Source organism: Candidatus Uabimicrobium helgolandensis (assembly GCF_041508025.1).
Lineage (GTDB): Bacteria > Planctomycetota > Uabimicrobiia > Uabimicrobiales > Uabimicrobiaceae > Uabimicrobium > Uabimicrobium helgolandensis.
Window position 1 is genome coordinate 2,545,307 of the sequence record NZ_CP165719.1, and the last position, 14,991, is coordinate 2,560,297.

Sequence of the window (14,991 nt, forward strand, 5' to 3'; positions counted from 1 at the left end):
AAAGTCATGATCTGCCTACTCTACAGAATAGATATGTAAAATAGTTAGCCATTTTATAAGGTGATAGTTACAATGTATAAGAAAATTCTTTTTTTAAAGTATTTCTATTGTAAGTGACCCACCAAAAGTATCTATGGCATGCATCTTTGTCCTGCCATACCAATTAAAAGAGTTACAGCCAACAACTACTTTTGTTAGGTCACTTAACTAGCCCAACTTTATTGACTGTTGGCTTACAAGTCATAGACCTTAAAGATAGATCATTACTAAGAAGGAGTTACAATGCATAATTTTTACCAAAAAGTATTTGTATTAATGCTCTGTTTATTTTTTTGTTTTAATATAGTGACACAAGAACAACCCCTTAGCACCAGTACCTCTCACGCTGTAAAAACTCAATATTACCGTTGGTATCAAATGTACGAGAGAGATATAAATGAACTTCGAGTTGCCAATCAACTTGAAATTTTAGATAGTGATATTGTTATAGAAACAATTGCAGGTACTATGAAGGGACGTGATACTTATCCTGAAAGAGTAAAAGCATATAAAAAATGGAAAAATGCTCATCATGTTCAAAATGTAACAATTTCGAAAAAAGATCAATTATTATTTTTGGAAGCAGATATTATCTATCAAGCGATTTTGCCAAACGAGACAAAGAAAAATTTTGCGCTACACTACACTGCTCAACTTAAAAATGTTGATGGTCTATTACCTATTTTCACTCAAATTAAAATTGTTCCTAAAACAGATAAAATAGAGAGAGAGTTCAAAGACGCATATCCTGACAACAGAATCAAGTCACTCATACACTATTGGTTGCTATGTATGGAACAACTTGACGGAAATGTCAACCCGTTTAAAGAGCTATTGACTGATAATTTTGAATTAAATTTTTCTACGAATAGCCAAATTACTTCGATTACGCAGTTGGAGAAATGGCTCAATGGTATGCCAATGCAGTTACAAAGTAGCCAACACTTTCCTAAAAATCTGTCTATCAAACAACTGAATAAAAACAAATATCAAGTCAATGTAGAATTTGAATGGCTGGGAGTAATGAAAAACGGACCTATGCTCAAAGCAACTACTGCCCATGAATGGATAGTGTTAGACGATATCAATCAACGCTTTGCAAAAATTCAAAAAGCTACTGTTAGACAAATAAAGCCTTTACAGCAATACAATAATAAAGAAAAAGATAAAAAATAAGAACTCTGAACATAATTTCCTCTTGAACGATTCAAGGTCTTTAACATAATCGATATGAAGAGCAATAGAAACTGATAATTGCTCACAACTCAGTAAAATAATATAGAACAATTCAAAAAAATAAGTAGACCAGAAATGCGTAGCGCTGTGTTCTTTTTTATTTGTCTTATTCCCTTGGTTTTTTGCGAACCTAAAAGTTTAAAAGAATTACAAATTGCTTTTGCTAAAGATGGGTACGATGTTGCAAAAGTAATTTACTTTCAGGGAAAAAAGGAATTCTCGCAGAGCATCGTACTGCGAAAAACTACGAGACAAAAGAAAAAAAGAGAGTTTTTTATTTAGAGGACAACTCTTATCAAATGGGATACTTAATGGGATCCTTAGCTCCTGATAAAGTTGAAATTATGAGTACCGAATTTATTGATAGAATTTTATTAGCTCTAATTAACATTAAAGTAGATCCAAAAGAAATACCTGGACTAATTGCCATTCTTCGTAATATGGTAGTAGAAGGTGCAAAAAAAGCGCGTCCAGATATTCCAGAGCAATACATAGAAGAGATATAAGGAGTTGATGGTTGCAAAAAAGCAAATCCAAACACAAAAGTAACATTTGATGCTTTGTTATTTGTAAATGCTGGTTTAGATTGTATCTTAGCAAATTTTTACTGTTTAAACAAAGTGAATGCTAAAGGTCTAAAACCTGAACATATCGAAGCGCCATTAATGTGCAATGATTTTTCAGTATTTGGAAAAGCAACTAGCGACGGTAAACATTATTTTGGCCGTAACTTTATGTTCCCTACAGGTGGAATTTTCGAGTACATGTTCTGTATGACAATATACTGTCCTGACGATAATAGATTACCAATGGTTGTTAATAATGATGGCCAAGTTTTTTATTCTGTAAACAATGGAAAATCGTGGACACAATCTCCCCACCTTGATAACTATACAATGTACACTGCTATCAACTCAAAATATGTATTTATGCCTTTTGTTAGACTTCATAGACATTCTATAAGATAACAAAATTTGGCCCCGCCATACTTTTTTGTACGACTTTGTAAGAGAGGGAAACAGAATGTATCCAGCCCAACAAACAATAAATGTGACCTTTGCAATGGGTTGTAGCAAAGGCGTCCTGACGGAACAGTGAATCAGGCAAACAAGTCTTCTTATAGACAACTGTTTTTGTACATTTTTTGAGATTCTTTTTCTTTTGCTGAGTCTGGTACCAGAATTATGTCTGTTACTGAGTCTGGTACCAGAATTATGTCTGTTACTGACTCTGGCACTAGAATTATGTTACAAATGGAGTATGAATATAATAAATTTTTACCCTCGCGAAATATTCGAAATAGAAAAAAGAGAAATGCGTGTACACGAGAAACTGCTAAGAAGAAATAACAACGGTTTTCAGGATGTCATTCGTAGCGCAAAGTTAATCACTGGTTACGATAAATCCGACTCGATAATGTATTGGTATTTACCTGATTGTTCAGAATCAAATTGCCATAGCAATGATGATTTTTGGTGTAGAAAATTCACTGTATACAAAGATGCAAATACATATCTTTTAAAGAAGATAGACAAACTACCCACAAAAATTTTTCTATCTTTAGGAGATGATGGCCCACTATACCTAGTAAGTAGTAATTTAGTTATGCGCAAATTGGAAGAAATCACTTGGTACTGGTATACACAGGAAAAGTATCAACCTTTTGTAATTAATACAGAAGGCAGTAACTATGGATATGGTATTAGTTACTGTCCAAATGACAACTCAAATGGTATTTTTCAAGTCTTTGGTTGGGGATATGACAGATAACATTTCGCGAATCCTAACAGTACTCCGAATTAATCTATTGCAAAATAAAATAATCTAAAAACATTGATCAATCATATGTCTCCACCGAGGAAGTATTTTACAGTTTTGTACATAAACTTTTTTATCAAAAGCTCAAGTCTTCCAAAACAGAAGATACATCATCATCAGTTATGTGCTCTCGATACATTATACTATTCGGTTACTTTGGCTACAAAATATTCTATAATTTAAACTAATAGTAAAGATTTAAATGCCATCTTTATAGTAAAATCAAATTTTGCTTTTAAATTATCTTTGGTAATATCTCCAGGAAATTTTTGGATGCAACTATCCCAACTATAGATTAAAAAATATTCTAATGCAAAACTGGAAAGTTGGGAACTCCACTCTCCAAGTTCTTTAAAATTGTTTGTTGAATATTCTAGGCAATAATTAGTAACTGGTGGGTTTTCTTTAGCTTGCAATATAAAACAACTAATGGATCACCTTGAATCTAAGTTCTCTGAAGGTGTGTTGGCACAACTATGGGATGTGGCACATTGATCATGTGTTTCCTGTCAGTATGTTTAACTTTAATTCTGTTGACAACCATGAGTTTAAAGAATGTTATCACTTCACTAACCTTCAACCTCTTTGGTCTGTTGATAACTACAGTAAGAACAACAAGGTAGAATGGTTGAACTAATAAAACCTTAGCATCCTTTGAACTTATATACAATGGGGTGGTAGGGGATCGCACTCTTTGCCGAGTCACCAAATTTTCAAAAATCACTTCTAATTTCCACAAATTCTTCTGAAAAATGCGCCTGGTCGCAAAAAATACTATTTCCAAAACTCAAAAATCAACGTCCGATTTCCGAATGTAGTATCTTGGCTCTTACAACTCGCCATTTTGAGTTTTAATCTGTATGCATTTCGAACATATGCTTCTTCTGTATTATTAGATTATCAAAATCCCCATGCTTATAACCATAGTTTGTTACAAACGACCTTCTATCGCCAAATAAGTTCCAAAAAAATGTGACCTTTGAATCTAATTTCTTAATTTTACCGTCAAGCTCACTGTACCAATCAGAAGTAAAAGTCAAAACAATGTTATTAGACCAACTAGAAATAAATGCTTGTTGAAATCTGAATTCATTGAAGATAAATTTTTTTCTGGGTAGCTTCTCCACGAAACCGAACTCAGTAGTAATATCACATCTAGCTTTTACGTACACCCCACAAAAAAAAGCAACTAAGACTATCAGTATTATAAAGACACAAACCACTAATTTTTTCATAGACAATTCTAACTTTCTTAAAGATAAAATATTCACAACTTAAAACAAAGGTTATGGGTATACACCTCTACCAACTGAGCTATAGACGCTCTGTATATTATATGTGAAGATAACAACTTTTGCAAAAAATTCTATAGGAAAAACGTCTCTGTTTTGTGAGGACACATGAAAGACATAGTAAACGGTAAGCAACTAGGCGTGTTATTCGGAATAACTGAGAGAGCTGTACTTAACTTAGTTGAAGAAGGAATGCCAAAACGTACTAGGGGGAAATATAGCCTGACCAAATGTACACAGTGGTACATAGAAAAACTAAAGACCAAAAATAACGGTCGCGCTTCTCGAGTAGAAAAACAAAATCAGTCCTAGATCTACAAATAAAAGAAAAGCAGATAGATATACTAGAACGTGAAGGCAAGAGTTTATTCCTAGAAGATACATGTAGATTTTTAGAGGAAGTATTTGTCTCTCTTCGTTCTCATTTACTAGGAATGACTGCAAAGATAGCCTTAAAAATAGACGCTGATAGAACAGCAGAAATAGATAACATATTACAAACTGAGGTTCGCAAAGGTCTAAGTGGCAGCTGAAAAAATAGAGAGTATGGAACAACCTAAAACCCGCAGCAAAAAGGAAATTCGCAAAAAAAGGAAATAGAAAACTATGTTACTACCTATAAATTTCGTAAACCCTAGGGTGTTGACTCGTGTTATCTCTCAAAACGCCCCTGGTACGAAATGCAAACAAGTGGGCAGTGGATCACCGTGTTATACCTAACCACTATACTGAGTCTGTTCTTGAGTGTCGTACCAAATTTTATCAAATAATTATCTTTTCCGAACGCTTTCTAACATCTAAAACCTACTTTGACTAAAGTTGTCCAGTAAGGTGATATAATAACAATTAATTTTTGACAACTAAGAATAGGAGAAAAGATGCGTGCTCCAAGATTAATTTATGTTGGTGGAGTCTACCATATTGTCGCACGATGTAATAATCGCCAATATTTTTTCAACGACAATGAAGACTTTGATCTCTACCTCGCAATGTTAAACAAAGCGCGAGATAAGTACGATGTAAGTATTCATGGATTCTGTATTACAAGTAACCATATTCATTTGATTCTAGGTACACCGCGAAACAAAAACTTATCTCTCTTTATGCAGTACAGCCAAGGCCATTTTGCAAAAGCATACAATAAGAAACATCGAAAAACAGGGCATTTTTGGACAGGAAGATACCATTCAACTATCATAGAATCAGAAGAATACTACATGAACTGTCTGTTTTACGTTGAATTAAATATGACGAGAAACGGCGTAACTAAACACCCTAAAGATTGGAAATACTCTAGTTATAGACAACATGCATATGGAAAAGGTATTTTAAAAATAGATTACCATGAGCAATATTTACAGTTAGGTTCTTCACCTAAACAAAGGCAAAAAAAATACCGCCAAATAATGCAATCAGCTATGGAAGAAAAAGGCTTACTAAAAAAACAACAGCCTCTCACTTATGGCATCATATACGGCTCAAAGCAATTCGTACAAAATATTATTCAAGAACATGCCAATCATAAATACTATGAAAAACGAAAAAATTACAAGACGGAAGAAAAGGAAATATATACTCTCAGAAAAATGAATATCGATACTAGTTAGTAAGCTGTTCTACTGTAATCCCAGAGCAAAATGATTGCGAACATCGACAATGCTCAAAGTCTGTCAATAACTCCTTAATGTTACATCTTCTGCACACAATTTCCTCATAATTGAATTTTTATTCAACTACTATTTTCGCTACTATTCTCTTTTTCTTAAATTCCATTGATTATTCATCCACAAAATCTTTATTTGTATATATAAGTTTGTCTTCGTGAAAAAGGTCTGACACCCTTAGTTTCACTTACTCTGGTGGTAACGGGCTGGTTTGTGCCGTCCAAGGTATGGATAACAAACACAGGCTTTAGCCTACTACCGTTTATTTTGAGGTTGAAGCTGCCTTTGCGTCTTACTAAGGGACTGCCTAAGTTTTCGACGTCATTTGCATCGACGAATACAAACGTTTCAACAGTCAACTGATCTTGGATGTCATCAAGAGAGGCTGATAGTGGCATTCGTAAACGCTCTCCGTTGAAACTTAGATTAAATAGTCCGTCTTCTCTCGTTGTATTTCTTGGATTCGCGATGTCATTGCCGTTGCCGGAGCTGTCTATTATTGGACCATTTTCGTTGTTGTAGCGGTAGCACGTTTGAAATCTACTACGCGATACAGCGAATCTAGTTCTGCGATAAAGGTCTGTCCCTCTTTTCAAGGTCTGCCCCTCTTTTCAATGAAAAAAAGCGCACAATATTCATTGTGCGCTTTTAGTTTTGGGGTGAGTCTGGCATGAAGATTAATTTTCTGTACACAATTTCCTAATAATTGAATTATTATTCAACTACTATTTTCGCTACTATTCTCTTTTTCTTAAATTCCATTGATTATTCATCCGCAAAATCTTTATTTGTATATATAAGTTTGTCTGTAAGTTTGTCTCCGTAAAAAAGGTCTGACACCCTTATTTTTAATTCTTTAAAATCAATGGGTAATTATTTTTGTCGTATTACTTAGTCGCTTTATAAGTGAAAACTTATTATTTCAACTCGTACAAGTCTCTATTCCATAAAAGGACCTCTTTGTATTTCAAGTATAGAGAAATTATTTAGTATATATTTAGCAATAGCTAAAAAATTATCAGGTGAACCTATTCCTCCCTCGATTTCTATACAGTAAAATCCTTGAGAACTATCAGAAATAATTTCATTTATAGATAACAATTCAAACTTTTGAAGTAAATTGGAATACTCTGTATATTTTTTTTGCTTCACCAATTTTGATATAGAGTCTTTCAGCTTCCAGCAGTAAGAGATTGAAATATAATAATCATCTACTTTTTTTGTAAAAAAAAGGCATTTTTCAGATACATACAATAAATACAACTCGGTTACCTGAGATGCATAATGCTGCTGCTTATATCCAAAAGGTTTTGTTTGCTTATAAATACTGCACTCTTTTACTTTTATACTTTGACTTGGAAGATTTTTAAATATTTTCTTGGGTGGCTTTTCTTTTAAAATAATCCTTTGGGTGGTTATCGTCATATTTCTCCTTTAAAATTTAATTAAAATTGAATAGATAAGTTGATTATTCAATTTTAAGTTTTTAATAAAAACCCACATTCGGCACCTTAAAACTTTTACTGCCGAATGTATGATATTTTGTCATTTTAAAAATCTTTTCCTTTTAAAACCATGACAGCGCAATTGTTCTCGAAGTCTCGAGATTCCAATTTGTATACTGCCTCCACGAGTATCAACAATAGGTATCCCCATCAAATTTAATATTTCAAGAACATGAGTAAAGCAGTCGTTTTCTCCTAGCCAATAATCAGGCTGTCCCTCTGGAAACGCTTCGTCTCCAAGAAAAATCACCTGCCCCAAAAGCCCCGCTCTAGCTTGATTGGCTGTAATTTCTTTACGATACACTCTTGCGGTTTTATTACTTTTTGCGCTGGTATGGTAGTTAGTGTATAATTACACTTGAGACGCAATCCCCAGTCCTTGTATAATAGCATTATTTCCTGCTCGTACGGCTTGCGTTAAAGCTAAACCTTGTTCTTTTGTTAGCCTTTCTGCAACTCTATGGGTCGCTTGTCCTCTAGGCATAGCAGGAGTAATAATATTAATGGCAACATGGGGTAATCTTGCAGGGCCAGCCTCGCTAAAAATTGCTACTTCAACATAATACTTCCCCTTTTTTTTCTTATCTTTATCTTTTACAGGTACTGGCTTAGGAGTAGCAGTAATATCCTTGGGGACATCCTTTGGAATTGCTCGGTCAATATGATACCAAGCCCAGAGTAGAGCTATTCCTGTTGCAATTCTACCAATAGATTTCTTGCTCCACCTACTGCAATTTCTCATATAGCTCTTCCTGCAGCGGCAGCGTTTTCACCTTTTGGATCACTAAATTGATAAGTCCGTAAAAAAGGTCTGACACCCTTATTTATTCTATTGTGATTCAGTTTCATGTCAAAAAAAACTAATGCCTCATTAGCTACCGCTGACACCCTTATTGAAAAAATTTTACCTCCGGATTTTTTATCGGCTATCAAGATTTTTCTGAGCTGCAATTCTCACTGATTCGGAAGAATCAGAGATAAGTATTTTCAAATTTTCAATGGAAATATTCGGATTTTCGGCTACTTGTTTTCTTACAAATTTAGAGCGATCTTTTATTAAGTTTGAAAGCAATTGATTACTTGCTTGGGGACTCGAAGCGACATACAGTCGGTGCAAATGGCAACTTTTTAAAAATAGCGACAAAATTTCATCATTGATATTTGGATGCTTAAATACATCAATAAAATATTTCTCTCCTTCTTGCAACTTAACTTCACATATTACCTTCAGTATTTTTGTTGAAATGCTATAATTTTTTATAAGTTCAGAAAGAACTTTCCCCATTCCATTGTCAATCAAATAATAAGCTGTTTTACTATTTATATTAGGGTTAGATGCTATTTTTTTATGTAAAGATACATTTGGTATTGTAGCAAGATATTCAAGTGTTTCCCTCGAACAATTTCTATTTTCAGCTATCTCTAGTTGTAACTGTAGATCATTACAAACAGCTATTTTCTGCAAAGTAATTTTACTTGATAGTGGATTAGCGGCCAGAACTAAATTACTGCTATCATTAAGCAGCAATTTTAAAATATGTTTATCTGCAACTGGATTTTTTACTACATTATAACGCACTTTAAAATTTTTATTTTCAGCTAAGATTAATAAAAATTTTCTTTGCGTTCGTTTATCACTTGCTAATTTTATTTTTGATGTTTCGCTACCGTACTCCAATAGGTCTCGTACAAAAAAATTAGGTAATGCATAAATTTTTGAATGGTCAACTAATAATTCATTAGACCACTGTTCATCTTTCGTAATCCTGTACATTACAGCTGGAATCATCGCAAGGTTTATTTTAAAGCAATAAACTGTGAAGAAAACCACAAAGATCAGAAATAAAGCTAATAGTTTTTTTGTTTTTATCTTCATTATTGCGCTCCTATTTATTTTGCATTACCTAGAAATTATCTATTATCTCTAGGTAATGTAATTCATTTAGATATTATTTATTTTTTTTATCTTTATCCAACTGTTTTAAGTAATCAAAGAGATTAAAATGTGTTCCTGATGGAATTGAAATACGTTTTTGGCAACGAGTAGTTACAGGGCTTCTATTCGCAGGTACCTTTTTATCAATTATAACTGCTGGAGACTTTCCTGTATCTAAGTATGTTGGAACATGGGTCATCGATTCTACACCTAGTGAAATTTCAATATCGGTGCCAGGCTCAGAAAACAAAGAGAAAAGAAAAGAAGTAAATTGTTTTGTATCAGTGTATTACGGCAAATAAAGATCGTATATATAGTGTATTTTGTCAAACGAACTTGTAAAATGACAGAGTTAAATAAAGTTATTTTACAAAGGAAAACAAATGCGGCCGATTAGAATCTCGATGGTAAATGGTTTATTTCACATAACAACAAGATGCAATAATAAAAACTTCTATTTTAAAGAAGATAAGGATTTCATAGAATATTTAAATGTAATAGAAAAAGCCCGCGAAAAATACTCTTTTAAGCTACACGCTTACTGTATCACCAGCAACCACACCCATTTGTTAATATCAACTCCAATAGAAGACAATCTGTCAAAGATAATGCAATATATCAATGGTGAGTATGCAAAAAACTATAACCGTAGACACAAACGCACAGGACATTTTTGGGGAGAAAGGTTCTATTCGACTATTATTGACTCCGAAAATAAGCTACTTAATACAATATTTTATATTGAACTTAACATGACGAGAAACAAAGTTACTAAGCACCCAAAAGAGTGGAGATGGAGCAGCTATAGTCAACATACAACTGGTAAAGGCCTTATCAATATTGACTATCACGAAATTTATATGAACCTTGGTAAGACTATGAAACAAAGGCAGAAAAAATACATAATAATGATGCAAGAAAGAATGAGAGAAAGAGGTTTACTGGTCAAACAACCACAAATTACTTATGGTTTAATCTTTGGTTCAGAGTCTTTTATAAAAGAAGTCATCAGTAAGTATACATCTCATAAATACTATCAGAAACGTAAAAGCTATGTTCTAGATCAGAGTACATCTTGCTTAAGGAAATTTAAAACCTAAATTTTGACTTATTCACTTAGCCTCTATTTTTTATAGTGATAGCCTACAAGGAAAGTCTGTCTCCATCCCTCAAGTGAGAAAAACATTTCACATTTATCTACCTAAATAGCAATTTTCTTCACACTAATAATTTTTTGTTTTGCATCATTTTTATTACCACTACAGCATCTGTCTTATCTTGGATGATTATTACGTTTTAAGTTGTTACGAGTCTGGCATGAATGTCCAATGAGAGTGTCAGACCTATTTTGCATAAGAAACAACTTAGTGCTTTTTGTTTGTTGAGCCTGACACCGATATTTACAAAGTCTGTGAATAACTCCTTAATGTTACATCTTCTGCACACAATTTCCTCATAATTGAATTTTTATTCAACTACTATTTTCGCTACTATTCTCTTTTTCTTAAATTCCATTGATTATTCATCCACAAAATCTTTATTTGTATATATAAGTTTGTCTTCGTAAAAAAGGTCTGACTGACACCAAATAACATTGTCAGATAGTATTGTTTTTTCAAAGAATTGAGAAAATCTTCAACACTATATAAAATAGTTAATCCAGCTTACTACATTAATAAAAACACTGGTAAAAAAGTTATATCTCAACTAAGCACATTTGCCTGTAGCTTTTCTAAATTAGAAGAGTACAAATCGAAAATTATTATTACAAAAGGTGCATAAACAGATGTCCGTTTTCCTATACTAGTCAATTACTAGCGAGAATTGCTTACGCCAAATGTGAATTAGAATTTCTCTTCTAATTCACATTTGCATATTTTATGCTTGTTTTTTTAAAGATGTGAATGATACCTCTCTTGTTAATTTTCGCAGTGCTATCACTAGAAATAAAATTGGCAATTTGGCAAAAGAGATTTAATTTTGGATTGTTCTTTACTGTTTATTTCATTACTTTTAAGCCTAAATTCAGACAATATTTTTAAATATTTTATTTGGGTAGGAAGTTTTTTAATCCTATTTCGCGAAAGATCAATTTTTTTTAAGTTTATTAATTCCTCAATTTTTTTAGGGAATACCCTAACTTCATTGTTGGCTAAATCAATATTTTTGATTTGTTTTAGCTCTCCAAATTCAGTTATATCTTGTATTTCATTGTGAGATACATCAAGTTCTGATAAATTTTTAAGAGGAAATAATTCAAAAGGTATCATTCCCAATTCGTTGGAAGAGAGATATAGTTTTGAAAGATTTTGTAAATTTTCAAAACTATCAGGTAAATCCAAAATAAAATTGTAAGATATATCCAATTCAAATAAAATTTCTAATTTTTCTATTTCTGGAGGAATCCGAGAAATTTTATTTTCAGACAAATCAAGAGAATGCATATTTTCGAGTTTTTGAATTTTTAGACTTATTATTTCTATTTTATTTTTTTGTGCGTTCAATATGGTGATCAGGTTGTTATCAAATACCCAATCTGGTATTTTTTGAAGTTGATTATTTGATAAGTGAACTATAAATTCTCCAGAAAAATTACAATTATGAAAATGACAGTTTATTAGCGTTTTGAATGTAACATGAGTTCGAAAACTACAATTGTGAAATTCAACATTTACAAGAATATATTTATGATGTTCTTGTAAATAGAATGCACAACCATGATACTCGGTGTTGTTTTTTATATCTTGCAATTGTTCAGATTTAAATTGTTTTGTCATTGTAAATCCATGCTTTTATAAAGAAATTTAGTGGAAAAAAAAATAATTAAAACAGCTTACTAACGAGTATCGATATTCATTTTCCTGAGTATTTTTGCTTGAGTCTGACACTAATTTGAAAATTTATATGAACCTTGGTAAAACCATGAAGCAAAGGCAAAAAAAGTACATTGAAATGATGGAGGAAAGAATGAAAGAGAGAGGGTTACTTACCAAAAAACCTCAAATGACATATGGTTTAATTTTTGGCTCAGAGTCTTTTATAAAAGATGTTATTAGTAAATATACCTCTCATAAATACTACCAAAAACGTAAATGCTGCACTTTAGATCAGAGTACATCTTGTTTGAGAATATTTAAAACCTAAATCCAGTTTAAATTCAATACCCGATATTTAGATTTTTATAACGATAGGAATCGACTACAACCAAAGTCTGCCTTCATTTCTCAAGTGAGAAAAACACTTCACACTTACTTGCTTTAATTGCAATTTTTTCTGTACAACAGTCTTTTATTTCAAATACTTTTTTTATCACAATTCGAAAATTTCACCTATATCGAAATATCATTGCTTTTTAGACCGTAATGAGGTAGGGTCGAAGGCTGGCGCATTACCTTTAGGTAGAAGGTTTTTCCATTATGCTCTTTCGATTGCAAAAAGGGTTCACATATTCTACCGTTGATATGTTTCCAGCAGCCGCCCGTTCAAACGCAGCGGATGGATTTCCCATACTACGCTTTCCTAATAGATTTCGTATCAAGGTTTATGGAACTTATCAACTGTACAGCTTTCAGGATATACAAACTTTGTAGTTGGAAAATAATCCAAGTTTTTGTATAAAGTCCTTACTCCACCTTTTCCAGCCGATTCCTCTTCTTTTACTTGCGCGCTGCATATGTTTTCGAACTTTGGTATTGATCCAGTCTTTTACATATGAGAAGCATTTAGTAGAGTTTCCAAAGCGAAAATAGTTTACCCATCCTTGAATAATAGGATTTATCTGATCAATAACATCCAGTATATGTCGCGAGCAGTTTATTTTGAAAACGTTCTTCATTTTCCTAATCACTTTTGTTCTTGCACTCATTTTCGGCGTTGTTAGAGGAAACCATTTTCCTTTCTTCGATTTTATTCTCTTTATATCGAAGCCTAGAAAAGTTATTTTATCACCTTTTCTCAGGTCTGTTATATTGGTTTTATCTTCGTTCACCTCTACTTCGATTTTGTGCAATTCTTCTTTTAGTCTTTTTGTTATTGCGTTGATTATCCACCTTTGACTCGGATGAGAACTGATCAATATCTTTATATCGTCGGCGAATCTCGCGTATTCGATATTCGAATATTGGCCATTTGTTGTTACCGTTTTCGCTTTTTCCAGCATTTTGTCTACTTCATTTAAGTACAGGTTTGACAATAACGGAGCCAGAGAAGAACCCTGTCCTACTCCTTTTCTTCCGCAACTTTTCAGGATTAGCTTTATTAGTCGCATTATTTGCTTATCATCAACTCTTATCGCTATTTTCTTCAGTAATATATGGTGTCTTATCGTATCGAAATAATTTTTCAAATCGACATCTAACACTATTGTTTTTCCTTTTAAAATTGCCACTTGTACTTTTCTTAATGCTTGGTGTTGAGATCTTTTTGGTCTATATCCATACGAACCTTCTTGAAAATCTGCTTCAAATATTGGTTCTAGTATTAACTTTAGAGCTCCTTGTACTACGCGATCTTTTATTGTTGGAATTGATAATTTTCTCTTCTTGCCTTTTTCAGCTTTCGGAATTTCTATTTTCCTATATTTCGTCGTTGTGTATATCTCTTCACGCAATTCTTTTTGAATTGACAGTAGAAATTCTTTTCTCCCTCTCAACTCTATTTCTGCAAATGTTACCTTATCAATTCCTTCACTTCCGTTGTTGCTTTTCGCTTGTATATACGATTCTTCTAACGTTTCATACTTACATACATGGACATACAGTCCCCAAAATCTCTTTTCTTTTTCAGCTTTCGCCTTGATATATATCTTTCTTCTCAGATCTTGCAAATTTATGGACGCTTTTTTCATTTCATCCTTGCCTCTCTTTTTGTTGAAAGATTTTCTAATAGTCTGGCCGCTTCGCTCCACAGATGTTACTCTGCTTCTACACTACTACCAACCCGTCCGACTGCTTCTCATCTTTCAATCCATTTCCTGCTTTTACAGTTATAGGATCTACCTTGCTCCAGAAGTTTCTTTCTGGGATGAGGAAGCTCTCTCCAGTTCCATAATTATCTTTCTTGCATACCGCCGCTGCTTACCCCGTTAGAATACTTTCTCGTTTCAACTAGTTTTCGATTTTGTATACTGCCTTCATCTTGACAGAACAGACTCGGCTTCTAAATTTAATCATTTCGAGGTTACGTACACGTTCACTTTCGTTGCGGTCTACTAATTTGCTCGCCATTCCTTGAATGACTTTTTCAACAGGCTTCGAATACTTGATTTCTCGTATATCCGCTGTTAAGCTACATAGCTCTAGTTTTTACTATGGAAGGACTTTCACCTTCTAGGTAATTACAGCTTGCTGGACGCTCTCTGTCACTGAATAGGTCGATAAGTTTGTCTCCATGAAAAAGGTCTGACACTTTCATTGTGCGCTTTTAGTTTTGGGGTGAGTCTGGCATGAAGATTATACAGAAGTTTCTTTCTGGGATGAGGAAGCTCTCTCCAGTTCCATAAT

Annotated in this window: 16 protein-coding genes; 8 read left to right on the plus strand and 8 right to left on the minus strand. The window is 33.1% G+C overall.

Going from position 1 to position 14,991, the window contains the following annotated elements; translation table 11 throughout:
- Window positions 1-282 precede the first annotated feature (282 nt).
- The 4 genes from UABHE_RS09220 (at window position 283) to UABHE_RS09235 (ending at window position 3,045) form a co-directional block, all read left to right on the plus strand.
- Window positions 283-1,215 (plus strand): hypothetical protein, encoded by a 933-nt coding sequence (locus UABHE_RS09220; RefSeq protein ID WP_372369964.1) that lies wholly within the window; start codon window positions 283-285, stop codon window positions 1,213-1,215.
- A gap of 371 nt (window positions 1,216-1,586) precedes the next feature.
- The gene (locus tag UABHE_RS09225; protein ID WP_372369965.1) at window positions 1,587-1,781 is read left to right on the plus strand and encodes a hypothetical protein; all 195 of its coding nucleotides are present in this window, start codon (window positions 1,587-1,589) and stop codon (window positions 1,779-1,781) included.
- A 114-nt stretch (window positions 1,782-1,895) separates the two neighbouring features.
- The gene (locus UABHE_RS09230; protein ID WP_372369966.1) at window positions 1,896-2,243 is read left to right on the plus strand and encodes a hypothetical protein; all 348 of its coding nucleotides are present in this window, start codon (window positions 1,896-1,898) and stop codon (window positions 2,241-2,243) included.
- A 292-nt stretch (window positions 2,244-2,535) separates the two neighbouring features.
- Window positions 2,536-3,045 (plus strand): hypothetical protein, encoded by a 510-nt coding sequence (locus UABHE_RS09235; RefSeq protein ID WP_372369967.1) that lies wholly within the window; start codon window positions 2,536-2,538, stop codon window positions 3,043-3,045.
- 227 nt (window positions 3,046-3,272) lie between these two features.
- On the opposite strand, the gene UABHE_RS09240 is transcribed toward UABHE_RS09235, so the two are convergent.
- On the minus strand, window positions 3,273-3,509 hold the full coding sequence (locus UABHE_RS09240; protein WP_372369968.1) for a hypothetical protein: 237 nt from the start codon (window positions 3,507-3,509) through the stop codon (window positions 3,273-3,275).
- 984 nt (window positions 3,510-4,493) lie between these two features.
- Here UABHE_RS09240 and UABHE_RS09245 point away from each other — a divergent pair.
- Together UABHE_RS09245 and UABHE_RS09250 are read left to right on the plus strand one after the other, a co-directional pair.
- Window positions 4,494-4,697, plus strand: a complete 204-nt coding sequence (locus tag UABHE_RS09245) for a hypothetical protein (protein WP_372369969.1) — start codon at window positions 4,494-4,496, stop codon at window positions 4,695-4,697.
- 566 nt (window positions 4,698-5,263) lie between these two features.
- Window positions 5,264-5,992 carry a transposase gene (locus UABHE_RS09250; RefSeq protein WP_372369970.1) on the plus strand — a complete coding sequence of 243 codons (729 nt, stop codon included), beginning with the start codon at window positions 5,264-5,266 and terminating at the stop codon, window positions 5,990-5,992.
- A gap of 188 nt (window positions 5,993-6,180) precedes the next feature.
- Here the strand turns inward: UABHE_RS09250 and UABHE_RS09255 are convergent, their stop codons facing one another.
- From UABHE_RS09255 to UABHE_RS09275, 5 genes are all read right to left on the minus strand, one after another.
- Complete coding sequence (locus UABHE_RS09255) at window positions 6,181-6,645, minus strand: hypothetical protein (protein ID WP_372369971.1); 465 nt, start codon at window positions 6,643-6,645, stop codon at window positions 6,181-6,183.
- Between the two features lie 343 nt (window positions 6,646-6,988).
- Window positions 6,989-7,474 (minus strand): hypothetical protein, encoded by a 486-nt coding sequence (locus tag UABHE_RS09260; RefSeq protein WP_372369973.1) that lies wholly within the window; start codon window positions 7,472-7,474, stop codon window positions 6,989-6,991.
- A gap of 432 nt (window positions 7,475-7,906) precedes the next feature.
- Window positions 7,907-8,296, minus strand: coding sequence for a hypothetical protein (locus UABHE_RS09265; RefSeq protein ID WP_372369974.1), 390 nt, complete (start codon window positions 8,294-8,296; stop codon window positions 7,907-7,909).
- A gap of 177 nt (window positions 8,297-8,473) precedes the next feature.
- Window positions 8,474-9,430, minus strand: a complete 957-nt coding sequence (locus UABHE_RS09270; protein WP_372369975.1) for a hypothetical protein — start codon at window positions 9,428-9,430, stop codon at window positions 8,474-8,476.
- Between the two features lie 73 nt (window positions 9,431-9,503).
- On the minus strand, window positions 9,504-9,689 hold the full coding sequence (locus UABHE_RS09275; RefSeq protein WP_372369976.1) for a hypothetical protein: 186 nt from the start codon (window positions 9,687-9,689) through the stop codon (window positions 9,504-9,506).
- A gap of 184 nt (window positions 9,690-9,873) precedes the next feature.
- Here UABHE_RS09275 and UABHE_RS09280 point away from each other — a divergent pair, with 184 nt between their 5' ends.
- Window positions 9,874-10,590: a transposase gene (locus tag UABHE_RS09280; RefSeq protein ID WP_372369977.1), complete on the plus strand. Its 717-nt coding sequence runs from the start codon at window positions 9,874-9,876 to the stop codon at window positions 10,588-10,590.
- Window positions 10,591-11,430: 840 nt separating this feature from the next.
- Here the strand turns inward: UABHE_RS09280 and UABHE_RS09285 are convergent.
- Window positions 11,431-12,267: a leucine-rich repeat domain-containing protein gene (locus UABHE_RS09285; RefSeq protein ID WP_372369978.1), complete on the minus strand. Its 837-nt coding sequence runs from the start codon at window positions 12,265-12,267 to the stop codon at window positions 11,431-11,433.
- A gap of 145 nt (window positions 12,268-12,412) precedes the next feature.
- Here UABHE_RS09285 and UABHE_RS09290 point away from each other — a divergent pair, with 145 nt between their 5' ends.
- Window positions 12,413-12,634, plus strand: a complete 222-nt coding sequence (locus UABHE_RS09290; RefSeq protein WP_372369979.1) for a hypothetical protein — start codon at window positions 12,413-12,415, stop codon at window positions 12,632-12,634.
- 424 nt (window positions 12,635-13,058) lie between these two features.
- Here the strand turns inward: UABHE_RS09290 and ltrA are convergent, their stop codons facing one another.
- The gene (gene ltrA, locus UABHE_RS09295) at window positions 13,059-14,336 is read right to left on the minus strand and encodes a group II intron reverse transcriptase/maturase (RefSeq protein WP_372366015.1); all 1,278 of its coding nucleotides are present in this window, start codon (window positions 14,334-14,336) and stop codon (window positions 13,059-13,061) included.
- Window positions 14,337-14,991 lie beyond the last annotated feature (655 nt).